This is a genomic window from Roseicyclus sp., from assembly GCF_018402035.1.
GTDB lineage: Bacteria > Pseudomonadota > Alphaproteobacteria > Rhodobacterales > Rhodobacteraceae > Roseicyclus.
Genome location: NZ_JAGYJN010000009.1, coordinates 35,032 through 54,674 on the forward strand (window position 1 = coordinate 35,032; position 19,643 = coordinate 54,674).

General features: G+C 62.3%; 17 protein-coding genes. 2 read left to right on the forward strand and 15 right to left on the reverse strand.

The window, feature by feature from the left end; genetic code table 11:
* Nucleotides 1–144: 144 nt before the first annotated feature.
* On the reverse strand, nucleotides 145–1,662 hold the full coding sequence (locus tag KG698_RS12635) for a class I adenylate-forming enzyme family protein (RefSeq protein WP_213685946.1): 1,518 nt from the start codon (nucleotides 1,660–1,662) through the stop codon (nucleotides 145–147).
* Nucleotides 1,663–1,759: 97 nt separating this feature from the next.
* Here KG698_RS12635 and KG698_RS12640 point away from each other — a divergent pair, with 97 nt between their 5' ends.
* Nucleotides 1,760–2,683 carry a ribokinase gene (locus KG698_RS12640; protein ID WP_213685947.1) on the forward strand — a complete coding sequence of 308 codons (924 nt, stop codon included), beginning with the start codon at nucleotides 1,760–1,762 and terminating at the stop codon, nucleotides 2,681–2,683.
* Nucleotides 2,684–2,722: 39 nt separating this feature from the next.
* Here KG698_RS12640 and KG698_RS12645 read toward each other — a convergent pair whose 3' ends face one another.
* The 11 genes from KG698_RS12645 to KG698_RS12695 form a co-directional block, all read right to left on the reverse strand.
* Nucleotides 2,723–3,031, reverse strand: a complete 309-nt coding sequence (locus tag KG698_RS12645; RefSeq protein ID WP_213685948.1) for a Dabb family protein — start codon at nucleotides 3,029–3,031, stop codon at nucleotides 2,723–2,725.
* Nucleotides 3,032–3,035: 4 nt separating this feature from the next.
* On the reverse strand, nucleotides 3,036–4,268 hold the full coding sequence (locus KG698_RS12650; protein WP_213685949.1) for a glycerate kinase: 1,233 nt from the start codon (nucleotides 4,266–4,268) through the stop codon (nucleotides 3,036–3,038).
* A complete protein-coding gene (locus KG698_RS12655) occupies nucleotides 4,265–5,278 on the reverse strand; it encodes a LacI family DNA-binding transcriptional regulator (protein WP_213685950.1) in 1,014 nt (337 codons plus the stop codon). The genes KG698_RS12650 and KG698_RS12655 overlap by 4 nt, the downstream gene beginning before the upstream one ends.
* Nucleotides 5,279–5,287: 9 nt before the next feature.
* Nucleotides 5,288–6,451, reverse strand: a complete 1,164-nt coding sequence (locus tag KG698_RS12660; RefSeq protein ID WP_213685951.1) for a dihydrodipicolinate synthase family protein — start codon at nucleotides 6,449–6,451, stop codon at nucleotides 5,288–5,290.
* 2 nt (nucleotides 6,452–6,453) lie between these two features.
* The gene (locus tag KG698_RS12665; RefSeq protein WP_300983905.1) at nucleotides 6,454–8,076 is read right to left on the reverse strand and encodes a GMC family oxidoreductase; all 1,623 of its coding nucleotides are present in this window, start codon (nucleotides 8,074–8,076) and stop codon (nucleotides 6,454–6,456) included.
* Nucleotides 8,048–8,791: a 3-ketoacyl-ACP reductase gene (locus KG698_RS12670; RefSeq protein ID WP_213685952.1), complete on the reverse strand. Its 744-nt coding sequence runs from the start codon at nucleotides 8,789–8,791 to the stop codon at nucleotides 8,048–8,050. The genes KG698_RS12665 and KG698_RS12670 overlap by 29 nt, the downstream gene beginning before the upstream one ends.
* Nucleotides 8,788–10,263 (reverse strand): GMC family oxidoreductase, encoded by a 1,476-nt coding sequence (locus KG698_RS12675; protein ID WP_213685953.1) that lies wholly within the window; start codon nucleotides 10,261–10,263, stop codon nucleotides 8,788–8,790. Before KG698_RS12675 ends, KG698_RS12670 begins: the two co-directional genes overlap by 4 nt.
* Before the next feature lie 94 nt (nucleotides 10,264–10,357).
* The gene (locus tag KG698_RS12680; protein ID WP_213685954.1) at nucleotides 10,358–11,473 is read right to left on the reverse strand and encodes an ABC transporter ATP-binding protein; all 1,116 of its coding nucleotides are present in this window, start codon (nucleotides 11,471–11,473) and stop codon (nucleotides 10,358–10,360) included.
* 83 nt (nucleotides 11,474–11,556) lie between these two features.
* On the reverse strand, nucleotides 11,557–12,438 hold the full coding sequence (locus KG698_RS12685) for a carbohydrate ABC transporter permease (RefSeq protein ID WP_213685955.1): 882 nt from the start codon (nucleotides 12,436–12,438) through the stop codon (nucleotides 11,557–11,559).
* Nucleotides 12,438–13,337: a sugar ABC transporter permease gene (locus tag KG698_RS12690; protein ID WP_213685956.1), complete on the reverse strand. Its 900-nt coding sequence runs from the start codon at nucleotides 13,335–13,337 to the stop codon at nucleotides 12,438–12,440. The genes KG698_RS12685 and KG698_RS12690 overlap by 1 nt, the downstream gene beginning before the upstream one ends.
* Nucleotides 13,338–13,434: 97 nt before the next feature.
* Nucleotides 13,435–14,679, reverse strand: a complete 1,245-nt coding sequence (locus tag KG698_RS12695) for an ABC transporter substrate-binding protein (RefSeq protein WP_300983914.1) — start codon at nucleotides 14,677–14,679, stop codon at nucleotides 13,435–13,437.
* Nucleotides 14,680–14,890: 211 nt separating this feature from the next.
* On the opposite strand from KG698_RS12695, the gene KG698_RS12700 reads away from it, so the two are divergent.
* Nucleotides 14,891–15,934: a LacI family transcriptional regulator gene (locus KG698_RS12700; RefSeq protein WP_300983909.1), complete on the forward strand. Its 1,044-nt coding sequence runs from the start codon at nucleotides 14,891–14,893 to the stop codon at nucleotides 15,932–15,934.
* Nucleotides 15,935–16,080: 146 nt separating this feature from the next.
* Here KG698_RS12700 and KG698_RS12705 read toward each other — a convergent pair whose 3' ends face one another.
* The 3 genes from KG698_RS12705 to KG698_RS12715 are packed head-to-tail and all read right to left on the reverse strand — an operon-like array spanning nucleotide 16,081 to nucleotide 19,417.
* Nucleotides 16,081–16,848 (reverse strand): enoyl-CoA hydratase/isomerase family protein, encoded by a 768-nt coding sequence (locus KG698_RS12705; RefSeq protein ID WP_213685958.1) that lies wholly within the window; start codon nucleotides 16,846–16,848, stop codon nucleotides 16,081–16,083.
* Complete coding sequence (locus tag KG698_RS12710) at nucleotides 16,845–18,416, reverse strand: acyl CoA:acetate/3-ketoacid CoA transferase (RefSeq protein ID WP_213685959.1); 1,572 nt, start codon at nucleotides 18,414–18,416, stop codon at nucleotides 16,845–16,847. The genes KG698_RS12705 and KG698_RS12710 overlap by 4 nt, the downstream gene beginning before the upstream one ends.
* Nucleotides 18,417–18,418: 2 nt before the next feature.
* Entirely contained in the window at nucleotides 18,419–19,417 is a 999-nt protein-coding gene (locus KG698_RS12715) for a Gfo/Idh/MocA family oxidoreductase (RefSeq protein ID WP_213685960.1), read from the reverse strand.
* Nucleotides 19,418–19,643: the final 226 nt, after the last annotated feature.

Genomic DNA, 19,643 nt, shown 5'->3' on the forward strand with positions numbered 1-19,643 from the left:
ACAAGGCGGCAGCGGTGGAATGATGGTGATGTGGTTTGCATGCATCGGGCAATGTCTTGGGCGGCTTGGTCGCATGGGGGGCGCTGCCCCCCGGCCTTCGGCCTCCCCCCGGAGTATTTGTGAAGCAAAGATGGGCTGGGCGCGTCAGCGCAAATCTGCGCGCAAGCGGTCGCGGAGGGTGGTCTTGAGCACCTTGCCATAATTGTTGCGCGGCAGATCGGCGATCTGGATATAGGCCTTGGGGCGTTTGAACCGGGCAAGTTCGGTCAACAGATGCGCATCGAGTATCGCGGGATCGGGTGCCGCGCCGGGGGCAGGCACGATAAAGGCCACCACCTCTTCGCCCCATTCGGGCGAGGGGCGACCCACGACCGCCACGGCGTGGATTGACGGGTGGGTCAGCAACACCTCTTCGATCTCGCGCGGATAGATATTGGTGCCGCCCGAGATGATCACATCCTTGGAGCGGTCGACCAAGGTCAGGTAGCCGTCGTCATCAACATGGCCCAGATCGCCGGTTTTCAGCCAGCCATCATGCAAGGTGGCGGCGCTGGCGTCGGGGTTGTTCCAATAGCCGGGCATGACGGGGGTGCCGCGCACCATGATCTCGCCGGTTTGGCCGGGGGGAAGGGGTTGGCCCGTCTCATCGACGATGGCAAGCGTCACAGCACTTTGGGCGCGCCCGACCGAGGCGAGGCGCTGTTGCCAGCGCGCGTGGCTGCGATCGGCGATATCGGCGCGCGACAGGGCGGTGATCGCCATGGGGCATTCACCTTGACCATAAATCTGGACAAAGCGGGGGCCGAACCAATTGACCGCCTCTTCGATATCGGCGCGATACATCGGGCCGCCACCATAGACGATGGTCTTGATCCCCTGCCCGCGCGCGCCGCGCACCTTGGCCGCATCGGTCAGGCGGCGCAGCATGGTGGGTGCCATGAACATGGATGTGGGGCCATGCGCAGCCGAGAGGGCGAGGATTTCATCGGGGTCGAACCCGCCCGAGCGCGGCACGATATGGCGCGCGCCGATGCGCACATGGATGGCGGCGTAAAGCCCCGCGCCATGGCTCATCGGGGCGGCGTAAAGCGCGGCGTCGTCTTGGCTGACCGGATCGACATCGACCGGGTAGCACAGCGAAGCGGCGGCAAGCATGCCATGGGTGATCTGCACCCCCTTGGGTCGCCCCGTGGTGCCGGAGGTGTAGAAAAGCCATGCCAGATCATCGAGCTTGCGCGCCACGATGGGGGCAGGTGGGCCGCTGGTCATCGTGGTGAAATCGGGCCCATCGAGCGCTGTGACCGGCAACGCGGTATCATCGGCCAGATCGGGGAGATGCGCCTTGCTGGCAAAGACATGGCGCGCGCCACTATCTTGCAGGATAAAGGCGACCTCTTTTGGATGAAGCTTGGCATTGATCGGCACGATGGCGGCACCCGCAATCCAGACGCCGAACATCGCGACAAGGTAATCGGGCGTATTGGCCGAACACAGCGCGACCCGGTCGCCCTTGGCCAGCCCGCGATCGATCAAGGCGGTTGCAAGGGCGGCGGCGCGCGCGTGAAACAACGCGTAGTCAGCCAACAGATCGTCGCCATGCATCAAGGCGGGGCGCGCACCCGCGACACGGGCGGTCCGTTCTAGCCAATGGGCGATATTCATCCAAACCTCTTGCGTCGGCCCCCGCTGCCATCTTCCGCGTCTGGCGTGCGCAGGCAAGGGCCGCTAGGATCAAACTGGACCATGCAGGAGAGAAGCCTTGCCGCATGATATCGTCATCTTGGGCGTTTTCGTCGCCGATGCCGCCTTTCGCTGCGATCGCTTGCCCGTCTTGGGCGAGACCAAGATCGCCACGGGCTTTACACTCGGGCCGGGCGGCAAAGGGTCGAACCAAGCGGTGGCCGCAGCAAAGGCAGGCGGCGATGTGGGGTTCATATCGCGCATCGGCAAGGACCCATTCGGACAAATGGGATTGCAGGTTTGGGCGGCGGCAGGTGTTCACCCCTTGGTCACGCAAGACCCCGATCATCCGACAGGTGCGGCCGGGATTTTCATCGAAGAGGGCAGCGGGCGAAATGCGATCTTGATCAGCCCGGGCGCGGCCGGTGCCATCACCTTGGCCGATCTTGCCCCCCATGCGGCGATCATCGGGGGGGCCAAGGTGGCGATGACACAGTTGGAACAGCCTGTCGAAGTGGCCCATGCGTTTTGCCGCATGGCACGGGCCGGTGGGGCGATCACGATCCTGAACCCCGCACCGGCGGCGGCGCTGCCTGCCGATCTGCTGGGGCTATGCGATTTCGTGACCCCCAATGAGACCGAGGCAGAAGCGCTGACTGGAATTGCCGTGACCGATACCGAAAGCGCCACGGCGGCGGCAAAGGCGCTTTTGGCACAAGGCGTGCGGCAGGGCGCGATCATCACGCTCGGGGCCAATGGCGCGCTGTTCTGCGATCAGACGGGTGTGCGCCATGTGCCACCCATTCATGCGGGGCCAGTGCGCGACACGACCGGGGCGGGCGATGCCTTCAACGGCGGATTTGCCTGCGCCTTGGCGCAGGGGTTGGAACTGAACGCCGCCCTCGATTTCGCGACCGCTGTTGCGGCGATTTCGGTGACGCGGATGGGCACGGCGGCCGCGATGCCCAGCCGCGCCGAGGTGCTGGCGCTTTTGCAGCGCTAGGCGCAGATCACCCACCATCACGGCGCAGCAGCGATCAGATCAGATGGCAAGGTCAGCCACGAAAATTCCCGCATGGCCACCGGCGCAGGCGGCAACCAACATAGCACCTGCGCGGATATGGTCGGGATGGGCCTCATAGGCCAGATGGGCCGCGCGGTCGGTAAAACTGACGCTAAAGCCATAGGTGAAGCGGGCCGATTTCCCCTCGAAATCAAGGTTGGGACCATGGGCAAAGCCCGTGGCACCGGCGAGCTGGTCGCAGACGGTGGCAAGGATCGGCATGGCGGCCTTGATCTGATCCAAGCCTTGCGCGTTTGCGGGTTCCATCAAGACGATATGATGCAGCATCACCTTACCCTTCGATCAAAATGGCCCGAAAATCATTCACATTGGTCAGCGTCGGCCCCGGCACCACCTGTCGGTCGATCGCTCCGAAAAAGCGATGCGCATCATTGCGCGCCAAGGCGTCTTGGGGGTTAACGCCTGCGGATCTCGCCAGTGCCAGCGTGTCGGGGCCGATCACGGCACCCGCGACCTCGGCCGCGCCATCAACGCCGTCGGTATCGCAGGCAATCGCATGGATGCCCGCCGCACCATTCAGCGCCAATGCAAGGGCGAGCGCATATTCAGCATTCGGCCCGCCGATGCCGTCGCCACGGCGCGTCACGGTCAACTCTCCCCCCGACAAGATGACGCGCGGCCCCTTGGCGGCCAGTGCCAGCTTGGCGTGTTGTCCCGCGACATCGCGCGCCTCACCCTCGATCGCATCGCCAAGGATATCGACAGCAAAGCCATGCGCGCGGGCCAGTGCGGCGGCAGCCTCTAGCGATTGGGCGGGCGCAGCATAGATTACATTCTCGACACGCGACAGGCGCGGATCATCGGGGCGCAGCGGGTCACCCCCCGCCGCAAGATAAGCCTTGATCGCAGCGGGCGGTGTCACGCCCCAACGCGCCAGGGCCGACAGCGCGCGTGCCGCACTGCCATCATGGCCGACCGTCGGGCCAGAGGCGATATCGCCCGGATCATCACCCGGCACATCCGAGATCATCAGCGCCAGCATCCGCGCCGGATATGCGGCCGCGGCCAGCCGCCCACCCTTGACCGCCGAGATTTCCTTGCGGATGCCGTTGATCTCGCCAATCGGCGCACCCGAGGCCAAAAGCGCCCCGGTCAAAGCCTGTTTTTCATCCAGCGAAATACCAGCCGCAGGTGCGCAAAGCAGAGCCGAGCCACCGCCCGAGATCAGCGCAAGAATGAAGTCATCCGCGCCGCACCCGCCCACCAGATCAAGCATGCGCCGCGTCGCGGTGACACCGGCTTGATCGGGCACGGGATGCGATGCCTCGACAATCTCGATCCCCTGACAGGGGCGGCCATAGCCATAGCGCGTGATCACCAAACCTTCGCAGGGGCCCCAAGCTGCCTCGACCGCTTCGGCCATGCGCGCGCTGGCCTTGCCCGCACCGATCACCAGCACCCGGCCCGGTGGTTTGGGCGGCAAGGCTTTGGCCAAGCTTTGCATCGGGTCGGCAACGGCCACGGCGCGATCAAAGAGCGCGCGCAACAACAGATCGGGGTTCATGTCTCATTCCCAAGGCTAGAGGCACGCGCGACCAAGCGCACGGCGCTGGGTAGTTCAGGCGCGGGGCGATCTTGGTCGACCATCCATGCCAAAAGCCGCGCGGCGGTGTCTTGGGCGAATTGCGCGATGTCACATGAAACCGAGGAAAGCGGCGGCCAGCTTTGCGCGGCCTCTTCGATATCGTCGAAACCCACGACGCGGAACCCCTGCCCCACGGGTCGCCCTGCCCGGGCAAAACCCGCCATCAGGCCCAGCGCGACAAGGTCGTTGAAACAGATCGCGGCATCGACCTGCGGATGCTCGGCGATCAGTTGATCGGCGGCTTGCAGACCGAAACCGCGCGTGGATTTTCCATGTAGCGCCACCTCGGCGAGGCCTGCCTCGCGCAGCACCTCGCGCCAGCCTGATTTCCGCTCGCGCGTGATGGCCCGACCGGGCAGACCACCGACAAAGGCGATGTTGCGCGCGCCTTGATCGATCAAGTGGCGCGTGGCCGCGACACTGCCCGCCGCATAATCGAAACTGGCAAAGGGGAAAAGTTCGGTCCGCTCGTCAGCCTTGCGCAACACCTGACACACCGGCAAGCCGCTGCGCGCCAATTGATCGAAGGTCTCGCTGCCCTCGCCATAAACCGGCGAGATGACCAAGGCGGCCACCCCATGTTCGATCATCGAGGCCACAAGCTTTGCCTGAAGCGCGGGGTCTTCGTCGGCGTTTGCGATCACCGTGGCATAGCCATGCGAGGCCAGCGTCATTTGCAATGTGGTGGCAAATTCGGTGAAGAACGGGTTGCGCAGATCATTGATCACCAACCCCACCAGCCCAACCGAGGCCGAACGCAGATTGGCCGCCGCGCGGTTATAAACATAGCCGATCTCGGCCATGGCCGTTTGCACGGCCGCACGCGTGCCGGGCTTGACCTGTGGCGAGCCCTGCAACACGAGCGAGACGGTGGATTTCGACACGCCCGCTTGGGCTGCGACATCCAAAATGGTCGGGCGGCGTTTCATGCCCCCTTGTTAGCCGTCGATGCCATGCAACGCCAGAAGGCTGCGCATCCGTTCCTCAGCCAAATCGGGCCGGACCAGAAGGCGGGCCTGATCGGCAAGGCGATAGACCTGCCCATAATGGGCAATCTCGCGCGAGGATTGCAGCCCGCCGGGCATGATGAAATGGCTTTGCATGCCGTTGAGCCAGCTGAGAAAAGCGATGCCTGCCTTGTAGTAGCGCGTAGGCGGTTTGAAAATCTCGCGGCTGAGTGGAACGGTCGGGGCCAAAAGCGCATGATAAGTGACAAGATCGCCCATCGCCAATGCCTCAAGCGCTTGCGATGCGGCAGGCGCGATGGCGGCGAAAATGCCCAAAAGCGCATGCGAGTGATGCAGCCCGTCACCGGCGATCAGCGCGGCATAGTTGAAATCATCCCCGGTATAAAGCCGGACACCGGGGGGGAGCTGGGCACGAAACGCCTCTTCATGGGCTTGGTCAAGCAGGCTGATCTTGATGCCATCAATCTTGGCCGAATGACGACGGATCAAATCAAGCACCACCTGATTGGCGCTTGCGATATCGCTGGCACCCCAATAGCCGGTCAGCGCCGGATCGAACATATCGCCCAGCCAATGCAGGATTACAGGCTGCGCAGATTCTTCTATAAGAATCTCATAGACGCGGGCATAATCCTCGGGTCCGGCCTTGATCGCGGGGAGCGCGCGGGTCGCCATCAAGATGATTTGGCCCCCCGCCGCCTCGATGGCTTCCATCTGGGTGCGGTAGGCGGCGATGATCGCATCTGTGGTGGTCAGCGCATCAAGCGCAAGGTGATCGGTGCCAGCGCCGCAAGCGACACGCGGACGCATCGGATGGGCGCGGGCATCGACCATCGTGCGTTGGATCAACTCCAACGCCGTGCGCCAATCGACGCCCATGCCGCGCTGTGCGGTATCCATCGCCTCGGCCAGCCCCAAACCTTGATCCCAAAGCGCATGGCGAAAGGCCAGCGTCGCCGCCCAATCCACGGCGGGGCGGCTATCCCATGGGTTGCGCGCGGCCAAAGGGTCGCTGATCACATGGGCGGCGGCAAAGGCGGTGCGGGTCAGGCGCACACGCGGCGCGCGCGCCACTAGCGGATCGCCGGTCAGGCGATAGGGCGCAAGCGTTCCGTCATTGTTTGGCAGCAGCATCTTCAGCCCCTCGCATCCGCGCGGATCATATCGGCGGCTTTCTCGCCGATCATGATGGCCGCGGCATTGGTGTTGGAGGAAATCACCACTGGCATGATGGCATTATCCACCACGCGCAGCCCCGCGATCCCGTTCACGCGTAGGCGTGGATCAACCACCGCGCCCGGATCAACGCCCATCCGACAGGTGCCAGCGCAGTGATGCGAGGTCTTGGAATGGGCGCAGATGAAATTGAAATAATCCTGATCCGTCTTGACGTCAGGCCCCGGCAAACGCTCGGCCAGCACATATTTCGCCAAGGGGGCTTGCGCCATGATCGCTTGCGTCAATTTCAGGCCACGGATCGACATTTCGCGGTCGCGCGGATCTTGCAAATAATTGGGGTCGATCAAGGGCGCTTGGGTCGGATCGCTTGACGCCAGCTTGACGGTACCGCGCGAACGCGGGCGCAAGTAGCAGGAGTTCAGCGTCACACCCCCTTGCGGCATGGCGGCAACCCCCTTCTCGATCCCGGTGCCAAGGCCCAGATGAAACTGGATATCGGGGGAACGCGCATCAGGGTCAGCATACCAAAAGCCACCCGTTTCAAACAGCGATGAGGCGACCGGCCCCTTGCGGGTAAACAGGTATTGCAGCCCGGCCAAGGCCGCCATGTGCGGTTTGGCGTAGCGGTCATAGCTATAGGGGCCGCTGAGTTCGCTAATGCAGTAAAGGTCAAGATGGTCTTGTAGGTTCTCGCCCACCTGCGGTTGATCGAGCACCACGGGGATGCCAAGTTCTTGTAGAAGATTTGCAGGGCCGATACCCGACAATTGCAAAAGCCGGGGCGACCCAATCGCACCCGAAGACAAGATCACCTCGGTCGTGGCGGTCAGGCATGTGCCATCCATCAGCTCGACACCCGTGGCGCGGCCAGCCGCAACCATGATCCGGCGGACCTGCGCGCCGGTCTTTACGGTCAGGTTGGCGCGCGCCAAGTTCGGCGCGAGATAGGCCATCGCCGCCGAGGAGCGGCGCGCATGGCGCTGGGTCAGCTGGTAATAGGCGACGCCATCTTGCTGTTCGCCATTCACATCGTGATTGCGCGGAATTCCAAGCGCGGCAGCAGCCTCGAAATAGGCCTCGCAGATCGGGAGGGGGGCTGCGGGTTGCGACACGCCCAAGGGGCCGCCCTTGCCGTGATAGCGGTTGTCGTAAGTGTCGTTATCCTCGGCCTTGCGGAAATAGGGCAGAACATCCTCATACCCCCAACCGTCGCAGCCCATCTGACACCATTCATCGTAATCTTGCGCATTGCCACGCGTGTAGATTTGCGCATTCAGGCTTGATCCGCCACCGATCACCTTGGCTTGGGTATAGTTGAAAACCCTGCCCTGCATGTGGCGCTGCGGCACGGTTTGCCAACCCCATGATCCCAGCCCCTTGGTCATTTTCGCAAATCCCGCGGGCAGGTGGTAAAGTGGATTGCGATCGCCCCCGCCCGCCTCAAGCAAGCAGACATTGACGGCCGGGTCTTCCGACAGGCGCGCGGCCAAAACGCAGCCGGCGCTGCCACCGCCGATGATCAGATAGTCGAAACCTTGGGCCATGATCCCCTCAGAGCCGGTGAATGGATAGCCCGCCATCGACGGGAATGACGGCACCCGTGGCAAAGGCGAAATCGCCCCGCACGAGCGGCAGAATTGTTTGCGCGATATCGGCGGGCTGGCCCCAGCGGCGTGCGGGCACCAAGCCATCGGCGATGCGACTGTCATAGCGGTCGGCGACGGGGGCGGTCATCGGTGTGGCGATGATACCGGGACGGATATCGAAAACGCCGATCCCCTCGGGCGCAAGCCGGGCGGCAAAGGCCTGTGCCATCATCGCAGCCCCGGCTTTGGAGATGCAGTACTCCGCCCGGTCGGGCGAGACCATCGCCGCACTGACCGAGGTGATGAAGATGATCGACCGGTAGGGTTCGGGTGGTTGTTCCAGCATCCCAAGCGCCACCGCCTGCGCCAGAAAGAACCCGCCGCGCAGGTTCACATCCATGCAACGGTCGAAACTCTCTACCGTCACCTCGAGAAGGTCGCCGCGCTGCATCGCAGGCACGCCGGCATTGGATACAAGCGTCGTCACCGGCCCCACCGCTGCAACAAGCGCCGCGACCGACGAGAGATCGCTCAGATCATGCTGAAAATAGCGTGCGCCGGGGCAACTGGCCAAAGCCGCCTGTACCGCTTCGGCATCGGGCGGCAATTCAGCGGCAAGCGCCACATCCCAGCCTGCGCCATGAAGGGTCTGTGCGATGCCAAGGCCGATGCCTTGTTGCCCGCCCGTGATCAACACCTTGCCTGTCATGCCGCCTCCGATGCGATACGGTCCGCTTGCCTGAGCGCCAGCGCCGCAATGGTCAGCGACGGGTTCACCGCCGCCGAGGTCGGTAAAAGCGATGCGTCACAGATCCATAGGTTAGCGTGATCATGGCATCGCCCATAGGGGTCTGTCACGCTGGTTGCCGGGTCTTTGCCCAAGCGTGCCGTCCCGCATTGATGCGAGGGCGTGCGCCGATCAAAGGCTTTCGACAAGATCAGCGGAAAGCCCGCGCGGCGCAGCGTTGATGACAGCTTGGCCACCAAGGCTTGATGCGCCGCCAAGTTCGAGCGCCGCCAATCCAATACGATGTCATCGCCGCGCAGGGTGACGCGACTTTCCGGGTTGGGGAGGTCTTCGGACATAACGTAGAAATCGATGGCGTGATGGGCGATGAGCCGCGCCAATGGCGCCAGCAGCCCCGTTTGCGCCGCAAGGATCGGGGCCGAGACGCGGCCCAAAAGCTGGATATTGCCCAAGGGTTCGCCCCCCGGCCCACCGGTCAAATACCAATCATTGATCTGAAGCGTCTTTTGATAGACCGAACGGTTGCGCCGCGTCGAAAGCGCCAGAAGCGCCGAGGCGTTGTGGTTCATGAAATTGCGCCCCAATTGATCAGAGCGATTGCCAAGCCCATGCGGATGATCCGCATTCGCCGACCGTAAAAGAAGTGCCGCGGTCATCACCGCACCCGCCGCCAGCACGATACGCGGCGCGCTGAAGCGGCCCATGCTGGTTTGCAACGCGCTGATACGCGCGCCCTCACACTCCAGCCTGTGCACGGTCACGCCGGTTTGCAGCCGGACATTGGGAAAGCACAACGCTTGGGCCAAGGCCGCCGTCTCGGCATCAAGCTTGCCGCCCGTCGTGTCGGGGAAAGCGTCCCAAGGTGTCGCCGCACGCGCCAGCCAATGGTCAAGATCAACGGCCAAGGGCAAGGGCGCTGGATGCAGCCCGACCGCCCGCAGCCGCCGCGCCAGATCGGCGATGGCGGGCTCATGCGGGATGGGCGGGAAAGGATAGGGTGCAGCATGCGGCGGCTCTGTCGGGTCATGGCCCAGCGCGCCGCGCAGTTGGTAAAGGGCCTCGGCCTTGTCATACCATGGCGCAAGCGTGCCATAATCAAATGGCCAGCCTTGGGTGGTGCCGCCCATGTGGCGGATCGGGGCAAAGTCGCTTTCGCGGTAGCGCATCATCACCGCGCCATAAAATTTCGAATTACCGCCGACATAGGCGTAATTGCCGGGGTTGAAGCGCACACCCTCGGGCGTCAGCCATGTCTCTTGCGGACGGAAATGCCCCTTGCCAAAGATCGCCACCGGATCGCGCGCCTCGGGGCTGTCGGCAAGCCGTTTGCCGCGCTCAAGGATCAAGATCCGCAACCCCGAGGCCGCCAAGCCCGCAGCCAGCGTCGCACCCCCCATGCCAGACCCGACGATGATGATATCGGCGTCGTCCATCCCGATCCTCCCGCGCGCGATTCATATATTTTGGATCGTTCCAATTCCAGTATAAAAACATGCCCGCAAGCATATCGCTGCGGGCATATCAGGGTCAGGCGATACGCTGCTCTGTCTTGGGGTCGAACAAGACCGCCTTGTCCATATTGATCGCGAAATCAAAGTTACGCCCGGGCTGCACATCGGCATCCGCACGCATCCGCGCGATGCAATCCTTGCCCGACATCGTCATGGTGACAAATGTATCGGCCCCCGCAGGTTCGGTCACGGTCACGCGATTGGTCAAGGGCTGGATATTGCGCGCATTACGGTCAGCCCCTTCGGGGTCGGTGATCGCCTCGGGGCGGATGCCCAACAGCACTTGCGCATCCTTATAGGCGGCGTAAGCCGGCGGCGGATTTTCGATCCGCAAGGCATGCTCTTGCGCGTCCGCAGCGGTGATCAGCGCATGCAGCGCGCCATCGCATTCGATCAAACGGGTGGGCAGCACATTCATCGCGGGGCTACCCATAAAGGTCGCCACGAAAAGATTGGCGGGGCTGTCATAGATTTCCTTAGGCGTCCCAAGCTGCTGGACATAGCCATCGAACATCACCGCGATGCGCGTGGATAGCGTCATCGCCTCGATCTGGTCATGGGTCACATAGACGATGGTGGTGCCAAGGCGCTGGTGCAGCTTCTTGATCTCGATGCGCATGTCGACGCGCAGCTTGGCATCGAGGTTCGAAAGCGGCTCGTCAAACAAGAAGACATCGGGGTTGCGCACCAGCGCGCGGCCCATGGCGACGCGCTGGCGTTGGCCACCCGAAAGCTGGCCGGGCTTGCGGTCCAGCAGATGCTCGATCTGCAAAAGCTGCGCGACCTGTTTCATCGCGCGCTCACGCTCGTCCTTGGGGGTGCCATGCATCTCAAGGCCAAAGGTGATATTCTTGCCCACGGTCATATTGGGGTAGAGCGCGTAAGACTGGAACACCATCGCGATATTGCGGCGCGAGGGATGCACACCGTTCATCACGCGATCCTTGATCCGGATCTCGCCCGAGGAAATCCCTTCAAGCCCTGCGATCATGTTCAACAGCGTGGACTTGCCACAGCCCGAGGGGCCGACCAGCACGAGGAATTCGCCCTCTTGCACCGCGATGTCGACCTTATGCAGCACTTCGACCGCGCCATAGGATTTGGTGACGTTATCGATGTCGAGGAAACCCATCTCTCAGATCCTTTTCAGAAGTCGCGCTGCCGATCTTTCGTACGAAAGATCGTGGACCCGAATTTTCGTACGAAAATTCGGCGTCATCCCTTCACACTCCCAGCCATGAGGCCGCGCACGAAATAGCGTCCCGCAACGATATAGACGAGAAGCGTCGGGGCGGCCGCCATGATGGCACCCGCGAAATGCACATTGTATTCGCGCACACCCGTGGAGGAGTTCACGAGGTTGTTGAGCGCCACCGTCATCGGTGCTGAACCGCCCGATGCAAAGGAAGCCCCAAAGAGAAAGTCGTTCCAGATATTGGTGAATTGCCAGATGAAACTGACCGCGATGATCGGGCCGGAACTGGGCAGCATGATGCGCCAGAAAATCTGGAAAAACCCCGCCCCGTCGATCTGGGCCGCCCGCACCAATTCGGTGGGAAAGGCCGCGTAATAGTTGCGGAAATATAGCGTGGTAAAGCCAATGCCGTAGACGAAATGCACTAAGATCAGCCCCGGTGTCGTCCCCGCTATATCCAAAAGCCCCAAAATGCGCGCCATGGGGATCAGGACGATCTGGAACGGGATAAAGCACGAAAACAGCAACAGCCCGAAGATGATGGTCGAGCCGCGGAATTGCCATTTGGTCAGCACATAGCCGTTGAGCGCGCCCACGACAGTGGACAGCACCACGGCGGGAACGGCCATGACCAGCGAATTGATGAAATAAGGGCGTAGGCCCGTCGGCTCCACCCCGATTTGGGCGGTGGACCATGCCGACAGCCATGGCGCAATCGTCCATTCCTGCGGCAGGGCGATCATGTTGCCGCCGGTGATCTCCGACAAGGGTTTCAGCGAGTTCACCAGCATGATCCCGAAGGGCAGCAGGTAGAACAGCGCAAACAAGAGCAAGAACAAATAGATGAAGGCCCGCGTGATGCGCGAGGTGCGAATGGCGGTATCGGCGGAGGCGACAGCCATCACTTCTTCTCCTTCAACTCAGCGTAAAGATAGGGAACCATGATCGCGGCAATCGTCATCAGCATGATCACCGCCGAGGCCGCACCGATGCCCATTTGGTTGCGCGTGAAGGTGTAGGAATACATGAAGGTCGCAGGCAGCGCCGTGGCATTGCCGGGGCCACCCCCCGTCAGCGCGATGACCAGATCATAGGATTTGATCGCGAGATGGCTCAGGATGACGAAGGCCGACAAGAATGCAGGGCGCAGTTGCGGCAAGATGATCCGGCGATACAGGTTCCAGTTCGAGGCGCCATCGATCTGGGCGGCCTTCAAGATCTCGTTGTCGATGCCCCGCAGCCCCGCCAGAAACATCGCCATGACAAAGCCCGAAGATTGCCAGACCGCGGCGATGACAACGGTATAGATCGCCATTTCGCGGTCTTTGATCCAATTGAAGGTGAAACTTTCCCAGCCCCACAGGTGCATGGTGTTTTCCAGCCCGATGGCGGGATCGAGAAACCATTTCCACGCCGTGCCGGTGACGATGAAGCTTAGCGCCATCGGGTAGAGAAAGATTGGGCGCAGCACCCCTTCGCCCCGGATTTTCTGATCGAGGAGAATGGCAAGGCTGAGCCCGATCAGGGTCGAGATGCCGATGTAAAGCGTGGCGAAAACCGCAAGATTGCTGATCGCCGTGTTCCATTCGCGGATGCGGAAAAGGCGGTCGTAATTGTCCCAGCCGACCCAGCCGAACGAGGGCAACATGCGGCTGTCAGTAAAGCTGAGGTAGATCGTGAAGGCGATAAAGCCGTAGACGAACACCAGCATGATCGCGAGCGAGGGTGCCAAGACCAGCTTGGGCAGCCATGTCTGAAGCCGCGTGCGCAGGTCAACGCCCGTATCGGTCGATGCGGCCATTGGCCCCCCCCTTTGTCTTGAAGATGCTGCTTTGGTCCGGTTGGACCTGAAAAAAGACCGGCCCCGCGCGTGTCGGGGCCGGTCATCTGCGCAAGGACTACTGCGCGATCTCGACTGCAGTGACGAGTTCGGCGGCAGCGGTGGCCGCGTCATACTCACCGTTGAAATGCGCGGTGATGACGTCATACATCGCGTTTTGCACCGACGGCGGGTTGGCATGGCCATGTGCCATCGAGCCGAACAGACCGCCATTGGCGCCCGCTTCGGCAAGCTGTGCCATGCCCATCTGGCCGCACATGTCGAACTGGTCCGAGGGGATATCGGTCCGCGCGGGCACCGAACCCTTGACGAGGTTGAACGCCACTTGGAATTCCGGGCTCAACACGGCGGATGCCATGGCAAGCTGGGCCTGCTGGGCAGACGCGTCGGACACGTTGAACATCGCGAACTGGTCAGAGTTGAAGGTCACGGTGCCTTCGGTGCCGGGCACGCGGAAGCAAGTGAACTCGTTGCCGGCGGTCATGCCCGCGTTCACGAATTCGCCCTTGGCCCAGTCACCCATGATCTGGAACAGCGCATCGCCATTGATGACCATCGCGGTGGCAAGGTTCCAGTCGCGGCCCGAGAAGTTGTCATCGACAAAGCCGCGCAGCGTTGCCATGCGGTTGAAGGCCTCGACCATCGTGTCCGAACCCAGCGCGGCGGGGTCGAGATCGACCATCGCGGCCTGATAGAAGTCGGGGCCACCGGCACCCATCACCATCGAGTCGAACATGGTCGCTTCCTGCCATGCCTGACCACCATGAGCGAGCGCGGTCTTACCGGCGGCCTTGGCGGCTTCCATCGCGGCGACGAACTCTTCCCAGCTGGTGGGCTGCGACAAGCCAAGCTCTGCCATTATTGCAGTGTTGGCCCAAACCCAGTTGGTCGAGTGGACGTTGACCGGTGCGGCAACCCAGCTGCCATCATAGGTCGAAAAGCGCTGAAGTGCGGCCGGCACAACAGCGGCCCAGCCTTGCTCGGCGGCAAGGGCGTCGAGATTAGCAAGCGCGCCCTCAGCCGCCCAATCCTGGATCGAGAAGCCAAGCATCTGCACGGCGGTCGGCGCATCGCCTGCGGTGACGCGGGCGCGCAGAACGGTCATGGCGTCAGAGCCGCCACCACCGGCCACGGGCATGTCGAGCCAGCTCACGCCGCCAGCGGCCAGCGTGTCGCGCAACGTGCCAACGGCAGCAGCTTCACCGCCAGAGGTCCACCAATGCAGCACTTCTACCTCTTGGGCCGCGACCGCAGTGGTCGACAGTGCCAAAACGGCAGCGGTCATATGTAGTTCTTTCAGCATGGTCATGTCTCGGTTCCTCCCTGATTGACCATCGCCCTTATCGAGCTTGAGATAATTGAAACGTTATAAATTGGGGTCGCGTCAACCCCAAATTGCAAGTTTCAATGTCACCGCATTTCGCATAAGCAGCAATAAACAGAAGATTCTTCTGCGATGCAGAAAAATATTCGTTGCAGATTCGACTATTGAAACGTTTGAAAACTTGGTCACTATGCCACTCACCACAACCCAAGGACGAAATTTAGCGATGGGCGAGGATATCCAAGGCGAGAAGCCGACCTTGCGCACCTTGTCGCAAGAAACGGGCTTTGCCGTCGCGACCGTGTCGCGTGCCTTGGCCGGCGATCCGCGAATCGCCGCAACCACCCGCGAGACGGTGACCGCTGCGGCCAATCGGCTGGGCTATGTGCCAGATCGCGCCGCGCGCCGCCTGCGCACGGGTCGCACGCAGGTCATCAGCCTTTTGCTCAATACCCAGCATGAATTTCTGGGCTTCACCCATGAATTCCTGTCCGGCATCACCGAGGTGCTGGCCGGCACCGGCTATTCCGTCACCGTGGTGCCCGATAGCCCCGGCGAAGACCGGCTGGCCCCCGTGCGCACGATTCTGCGCAACAATCTGGCCGACGGGATCTTGTTCACCCGGACAGAGGCTTTTGATCCGCGCGTGCGCCTGTTGATGGAGGCGGATTTCCCCTTTGTCAGCCACGGGCGCACCGAATTCACCACGCCCCATCCTTGGGTCGATTACGATAATGAGGCTTTTGCGCGCCAAGCAGTCCAGCATCTCGTCGCCAAGGGGCGACGCCGGATCAGCCTTGTTCTGCCCGGCGATCAGTTCACCTTTACCCAGCATTTGCGCTACGGCTTTTTATCGGCGGTGCGCACGGCGGGCATCGATCATGAGATTGTCCCCGGTGTGACGCTCGACAGCCCCCCGCCCGCGATTGCAGCCGCGCTGATGCAACGCCGCCATGCCCCCAACCCGCCCGATGGCTATGTCTGCGTGGGCGAGGTCACGGCGCTTTTGGCGCTGGCCGCGCTAACCGACACGGGCGCGGTGCAAGGGGTGGATGCCGATATCGTGGCCAAGCGCGCCTCGCCGATCTTCGACAATGTCCGTCCGCGTATCGACACCGTCTTCGAGGATCTGCGCGCCACGGGCCGCGCCATGGCCGAGATGCTGCTCAGGCGGATGAATGGCGAACCGCAAGAGCGGCTGAACCGACTGTTCATGCCTGAAACGGATGTCTGAGCACTTATCACTGTCATACGACCCACGCCGCAGATTGCGACCAATCACCAGACCTTGGGCGCAAAGCCCCGCCGCTTTTGGATAATCCGACCAGAACCCGGTTTGCCAATCCGCACAATCGAAATAACGGCAGCGCGTTGCACTGCTTAGCTTGCGGGGAATATGGGTTTGCGTTTCTCGGCAAAGGCCGCAACGCCTTCGGCCCTATCGGCGCTGGCACCGATCATGCCGCCGCCCAGCGCCTCGATCATGGCGGCGCGGTCTTCGCCAACGCCGGCGTGGATCTGGTATTTTGCCACCTCGACCGCGCGCGGAGAGGCATGGGCGAGGCGGGCCGCGATGCTTTCGGCCATGGCCAACGGGTCGTCAGCAACCTCGGCCACAAAGCCCAAGCCGTGGGCGCGGGCAGCATCCAAACGCCGCCCAAACAGCGCCATTTCTTTCAACACCGGTTCCGGGATCAGCCGGGCCAATCGCTGTGTGCCCGACCAGCCCGGCACGATACCCACCTGCGCCTCGGGCAGTGCAAGCGTCGCACTTGGGGCCATCACCCGGATGTCGCAAGCGGCGGCAAGTTCCAACCCACCGCCAAAGGCCGGGGCGTGGATCACCGCAATGGTGGGTTTCGACAACCGCGCCAAGCGGTCAAAGATGCGATGCCCCTCGCGCACCCAATGACGCGCGAAATCGAAGGGGGAAAGCCCCGCCCAAGCCTTGATATCAGCGCCCGCGCAAAAGGCGCGATCCCCTTCGGAGCGCACGATCACACCCAATACGCCGCCCGCGCGCTCCAGTGTGGTGCAATGCGCCTCGAGCGCTGCCAGCATTTCGGGGGTAAAGGCATTCAGCTTGGCGGGGTTGTCCAGCACGATCTGCGCGATTGGCCCGTCGATCTGCAGATGAACGGCACTCATGGCGCCCATCCCATCGGCTGATCGCGCAAAAGTGACAAGGGCATCGCAGTTGCGTTTTCCGCCACCCGCACCCGCCCGTCGCTGGCCGCCACGATGTCGCGCGCGGGGTCCATCCCCGGCATGATTTCGACCGCGACAAGCCCCTGTGCCGTCAAGCGGATCACGCAGCGTTCGGTCACGTAGATGACGTCTTGCCCCTGCGCGACCGCACGCGCGCCCGAGAACGTCACATGTTCAACCTGATCCACCATCTTGGCGAATTTGCCGGGCTTGGTGACGCGCAGGCCGGTGTCAGACAGATCCAGATCGGCCCCGGCCTCGAAAAACCCAGAGAACACGATCTTTTTCGCATGCGATGTGATGTCGACGAAACCGCCACAGCCTGCTGTCAGATAAGGCTTCTTGCCCAGTTTCGAGACATTGACATTGCCCTGCACATCCACCTCGAGAAACGACAGGAATGTCTGGTCGAACCCACCACCTTGGAAATAGCTGAACTGGTTGGGCGAAGGGACAAAGGCATCGGCGTTGGAGGCACAGCCAAAGGCAAAGCCGGTCAGCGGCATGCCACCCACGGCACCTTGTTCAATGGCCCATGTCACGGCCTGCGCATACCCTTCTTCCAGCAAAATGCGCGGCACCATAGCAGAGATGCCAAAGCCAAGGTTCGCGGTCTGCCCGCGCTTCAACTCCATCGCGGCGCGGCGCGCGATGACTTTTTCCACGCCATGTTCACCAAAGCTGAAACTGTCCCATGGGCGCATGATCTCGCCCGAGATGGCGGGGTCATACTGCGTTTCGGTCGTCTGTTTCTGGTCGGGGGCCAGAACGATCAGATCGACCAGATGGCCCGGCACATGCACATCATGAGGGCGCAAAGACCCGGCGGCGGTCATGCGCTTGACCTGCGCGATCACCAGCCCGCCATGGTTACGCACGGCAATCGCCTGATCAAGGCCGCCAAGATAGGCGCCTTCGTGTTCATAGGTCAGGTTGCCACGCTCATCGGCGGTGGTGGCGCGAATGATGGCGATTTGCGGCACGATGTTGGGGAAATGCAGCCATGTCTGCCCGCCAAATTCCTGTCGCCGCACAATCGGCGCGGCAGCACCGCGCGCGTTCATCGCGCAGCCCTCGCGCAACGGATCGACGAAGGTCTCAAGCCCCACCTTGGTCAACACACCGGGGCGGCGCGCTGCCACATCGCGGTGCATGTCGAACATGATACCCGAGGGCACGTTATAAGCGGCGATGCGATCCTCGACGATCATGCGCCAGATCTCGGGCATGGGCAGGTTGGATGGCCCCGACGGATAGCTGCCCGCGATCACACGCGACAAAAGCCCGTCTTGCGCGATATGCTCGACGCCCTTGACCCCATACATGTCGCCCGCTGCGATCGGGTGCAGGGTGGTAAGGCCCCTCGGATGCCCCTCGGCGCGAAAGCGGTCGCCCAACGCTTTCAGCACCGCATCAGGACAGCCCAGCGCCGATGAAGACGACACCGTGACAACCGCCCCATCGGGAATGCGCGCGACAGCCTCGGCGGCGGTGACAAGTTTGCCCATGATCACACCCCGCCGTAATCGACCGCGGTGCGCTCGCCGGTCTTGGCAGCCTGCGCCACGGCGGCGGCAACGGCCAAGGATTTGATCCCGTCGATCCCATCGGCCGATGGCCGCCCCTCCCCCCGCATCGCGGCGTGGAAATGATCCATCGCGCGGACGTAAAGATTGTGATCGGAAAAGCTGATCGTTTCCTCGCCCGCCTCTGTGCGCAGTGTGATCTGACCCACGGGGCGCTGCGTCATCACGTTGCGCGCGATGATCGACCCCTTGGTGCCATGCAGTTCAAGCCCCGTTTGGGCATAGGCATGGGTAAAGCTTTCATGCGCCATGACCATCGCGCCCGATGGCATGGACCAGACCGACATGCAGCTATCCTCGACCCCTTGGCCAAGGCCCGATGCGGCGTCGATGGCCACGACATCCACCGGGTCTTCACCCAAGTGAAAGCGCACGGTGTCGGCGTCATGGACGACAATATCGGGGATCACCCCGCCACCCGCGCTGGGATTATCAAGCCGCCAGCCATGCAAGAAAGGCGGCAGGTACACCGCGTGAAACACCCGCACGGACAGCACCTGGCCGATGCGCCCGGCCGCGACCGCGTCTCGGATCGCCAGATGCGATCCTGCGTTGCGCAGATGGTGGTTGGTGCCAAAGACAACGCCCGCCGCATCGGCGGCGCGCACCATGGTGACGGCGTCGGCGACAGTCATGGCAAGGGGCTTTTCGCACAGCACATGCTTGCCTGCGGCGATGGCAGCCATGGCTTGGGCGAAGTGCTTTTCATTGGTGGTCGAGATATAGACAGCATCCAGATCATCGGCGGCCAGCATCGCATCCAGATCGTAATGACCCTGCGTGATGCCATGCTCGGCGGCGTAAGCTTTGGCGCGATCCGCGTCTGAACTCAGAACCGAACGGATATCGCCACCGGCCGCGCGAATGGCCCCGATCATGTGATTTGCCGCGATATTGCTCGCGCCGATCAATCCCCACCGCATGGTTCGCTCTCCCCCTTAGTGACCCGCGCACGAATCATGGGCCGCAGTATCCGGCCCTGTTGACAGAATTATTGGATCGTTCCAATTTCCTTGTCAACAAAACAAACAGGCCCGCGAGCATATGGAAAATAGATATATTTCAATGTATTGATGAAAATCTGACCAACACGTCTCGCGTGCTGATCAGATTTGATTGCGCGTCGATCAATGATCGCTTGGCGCGGGC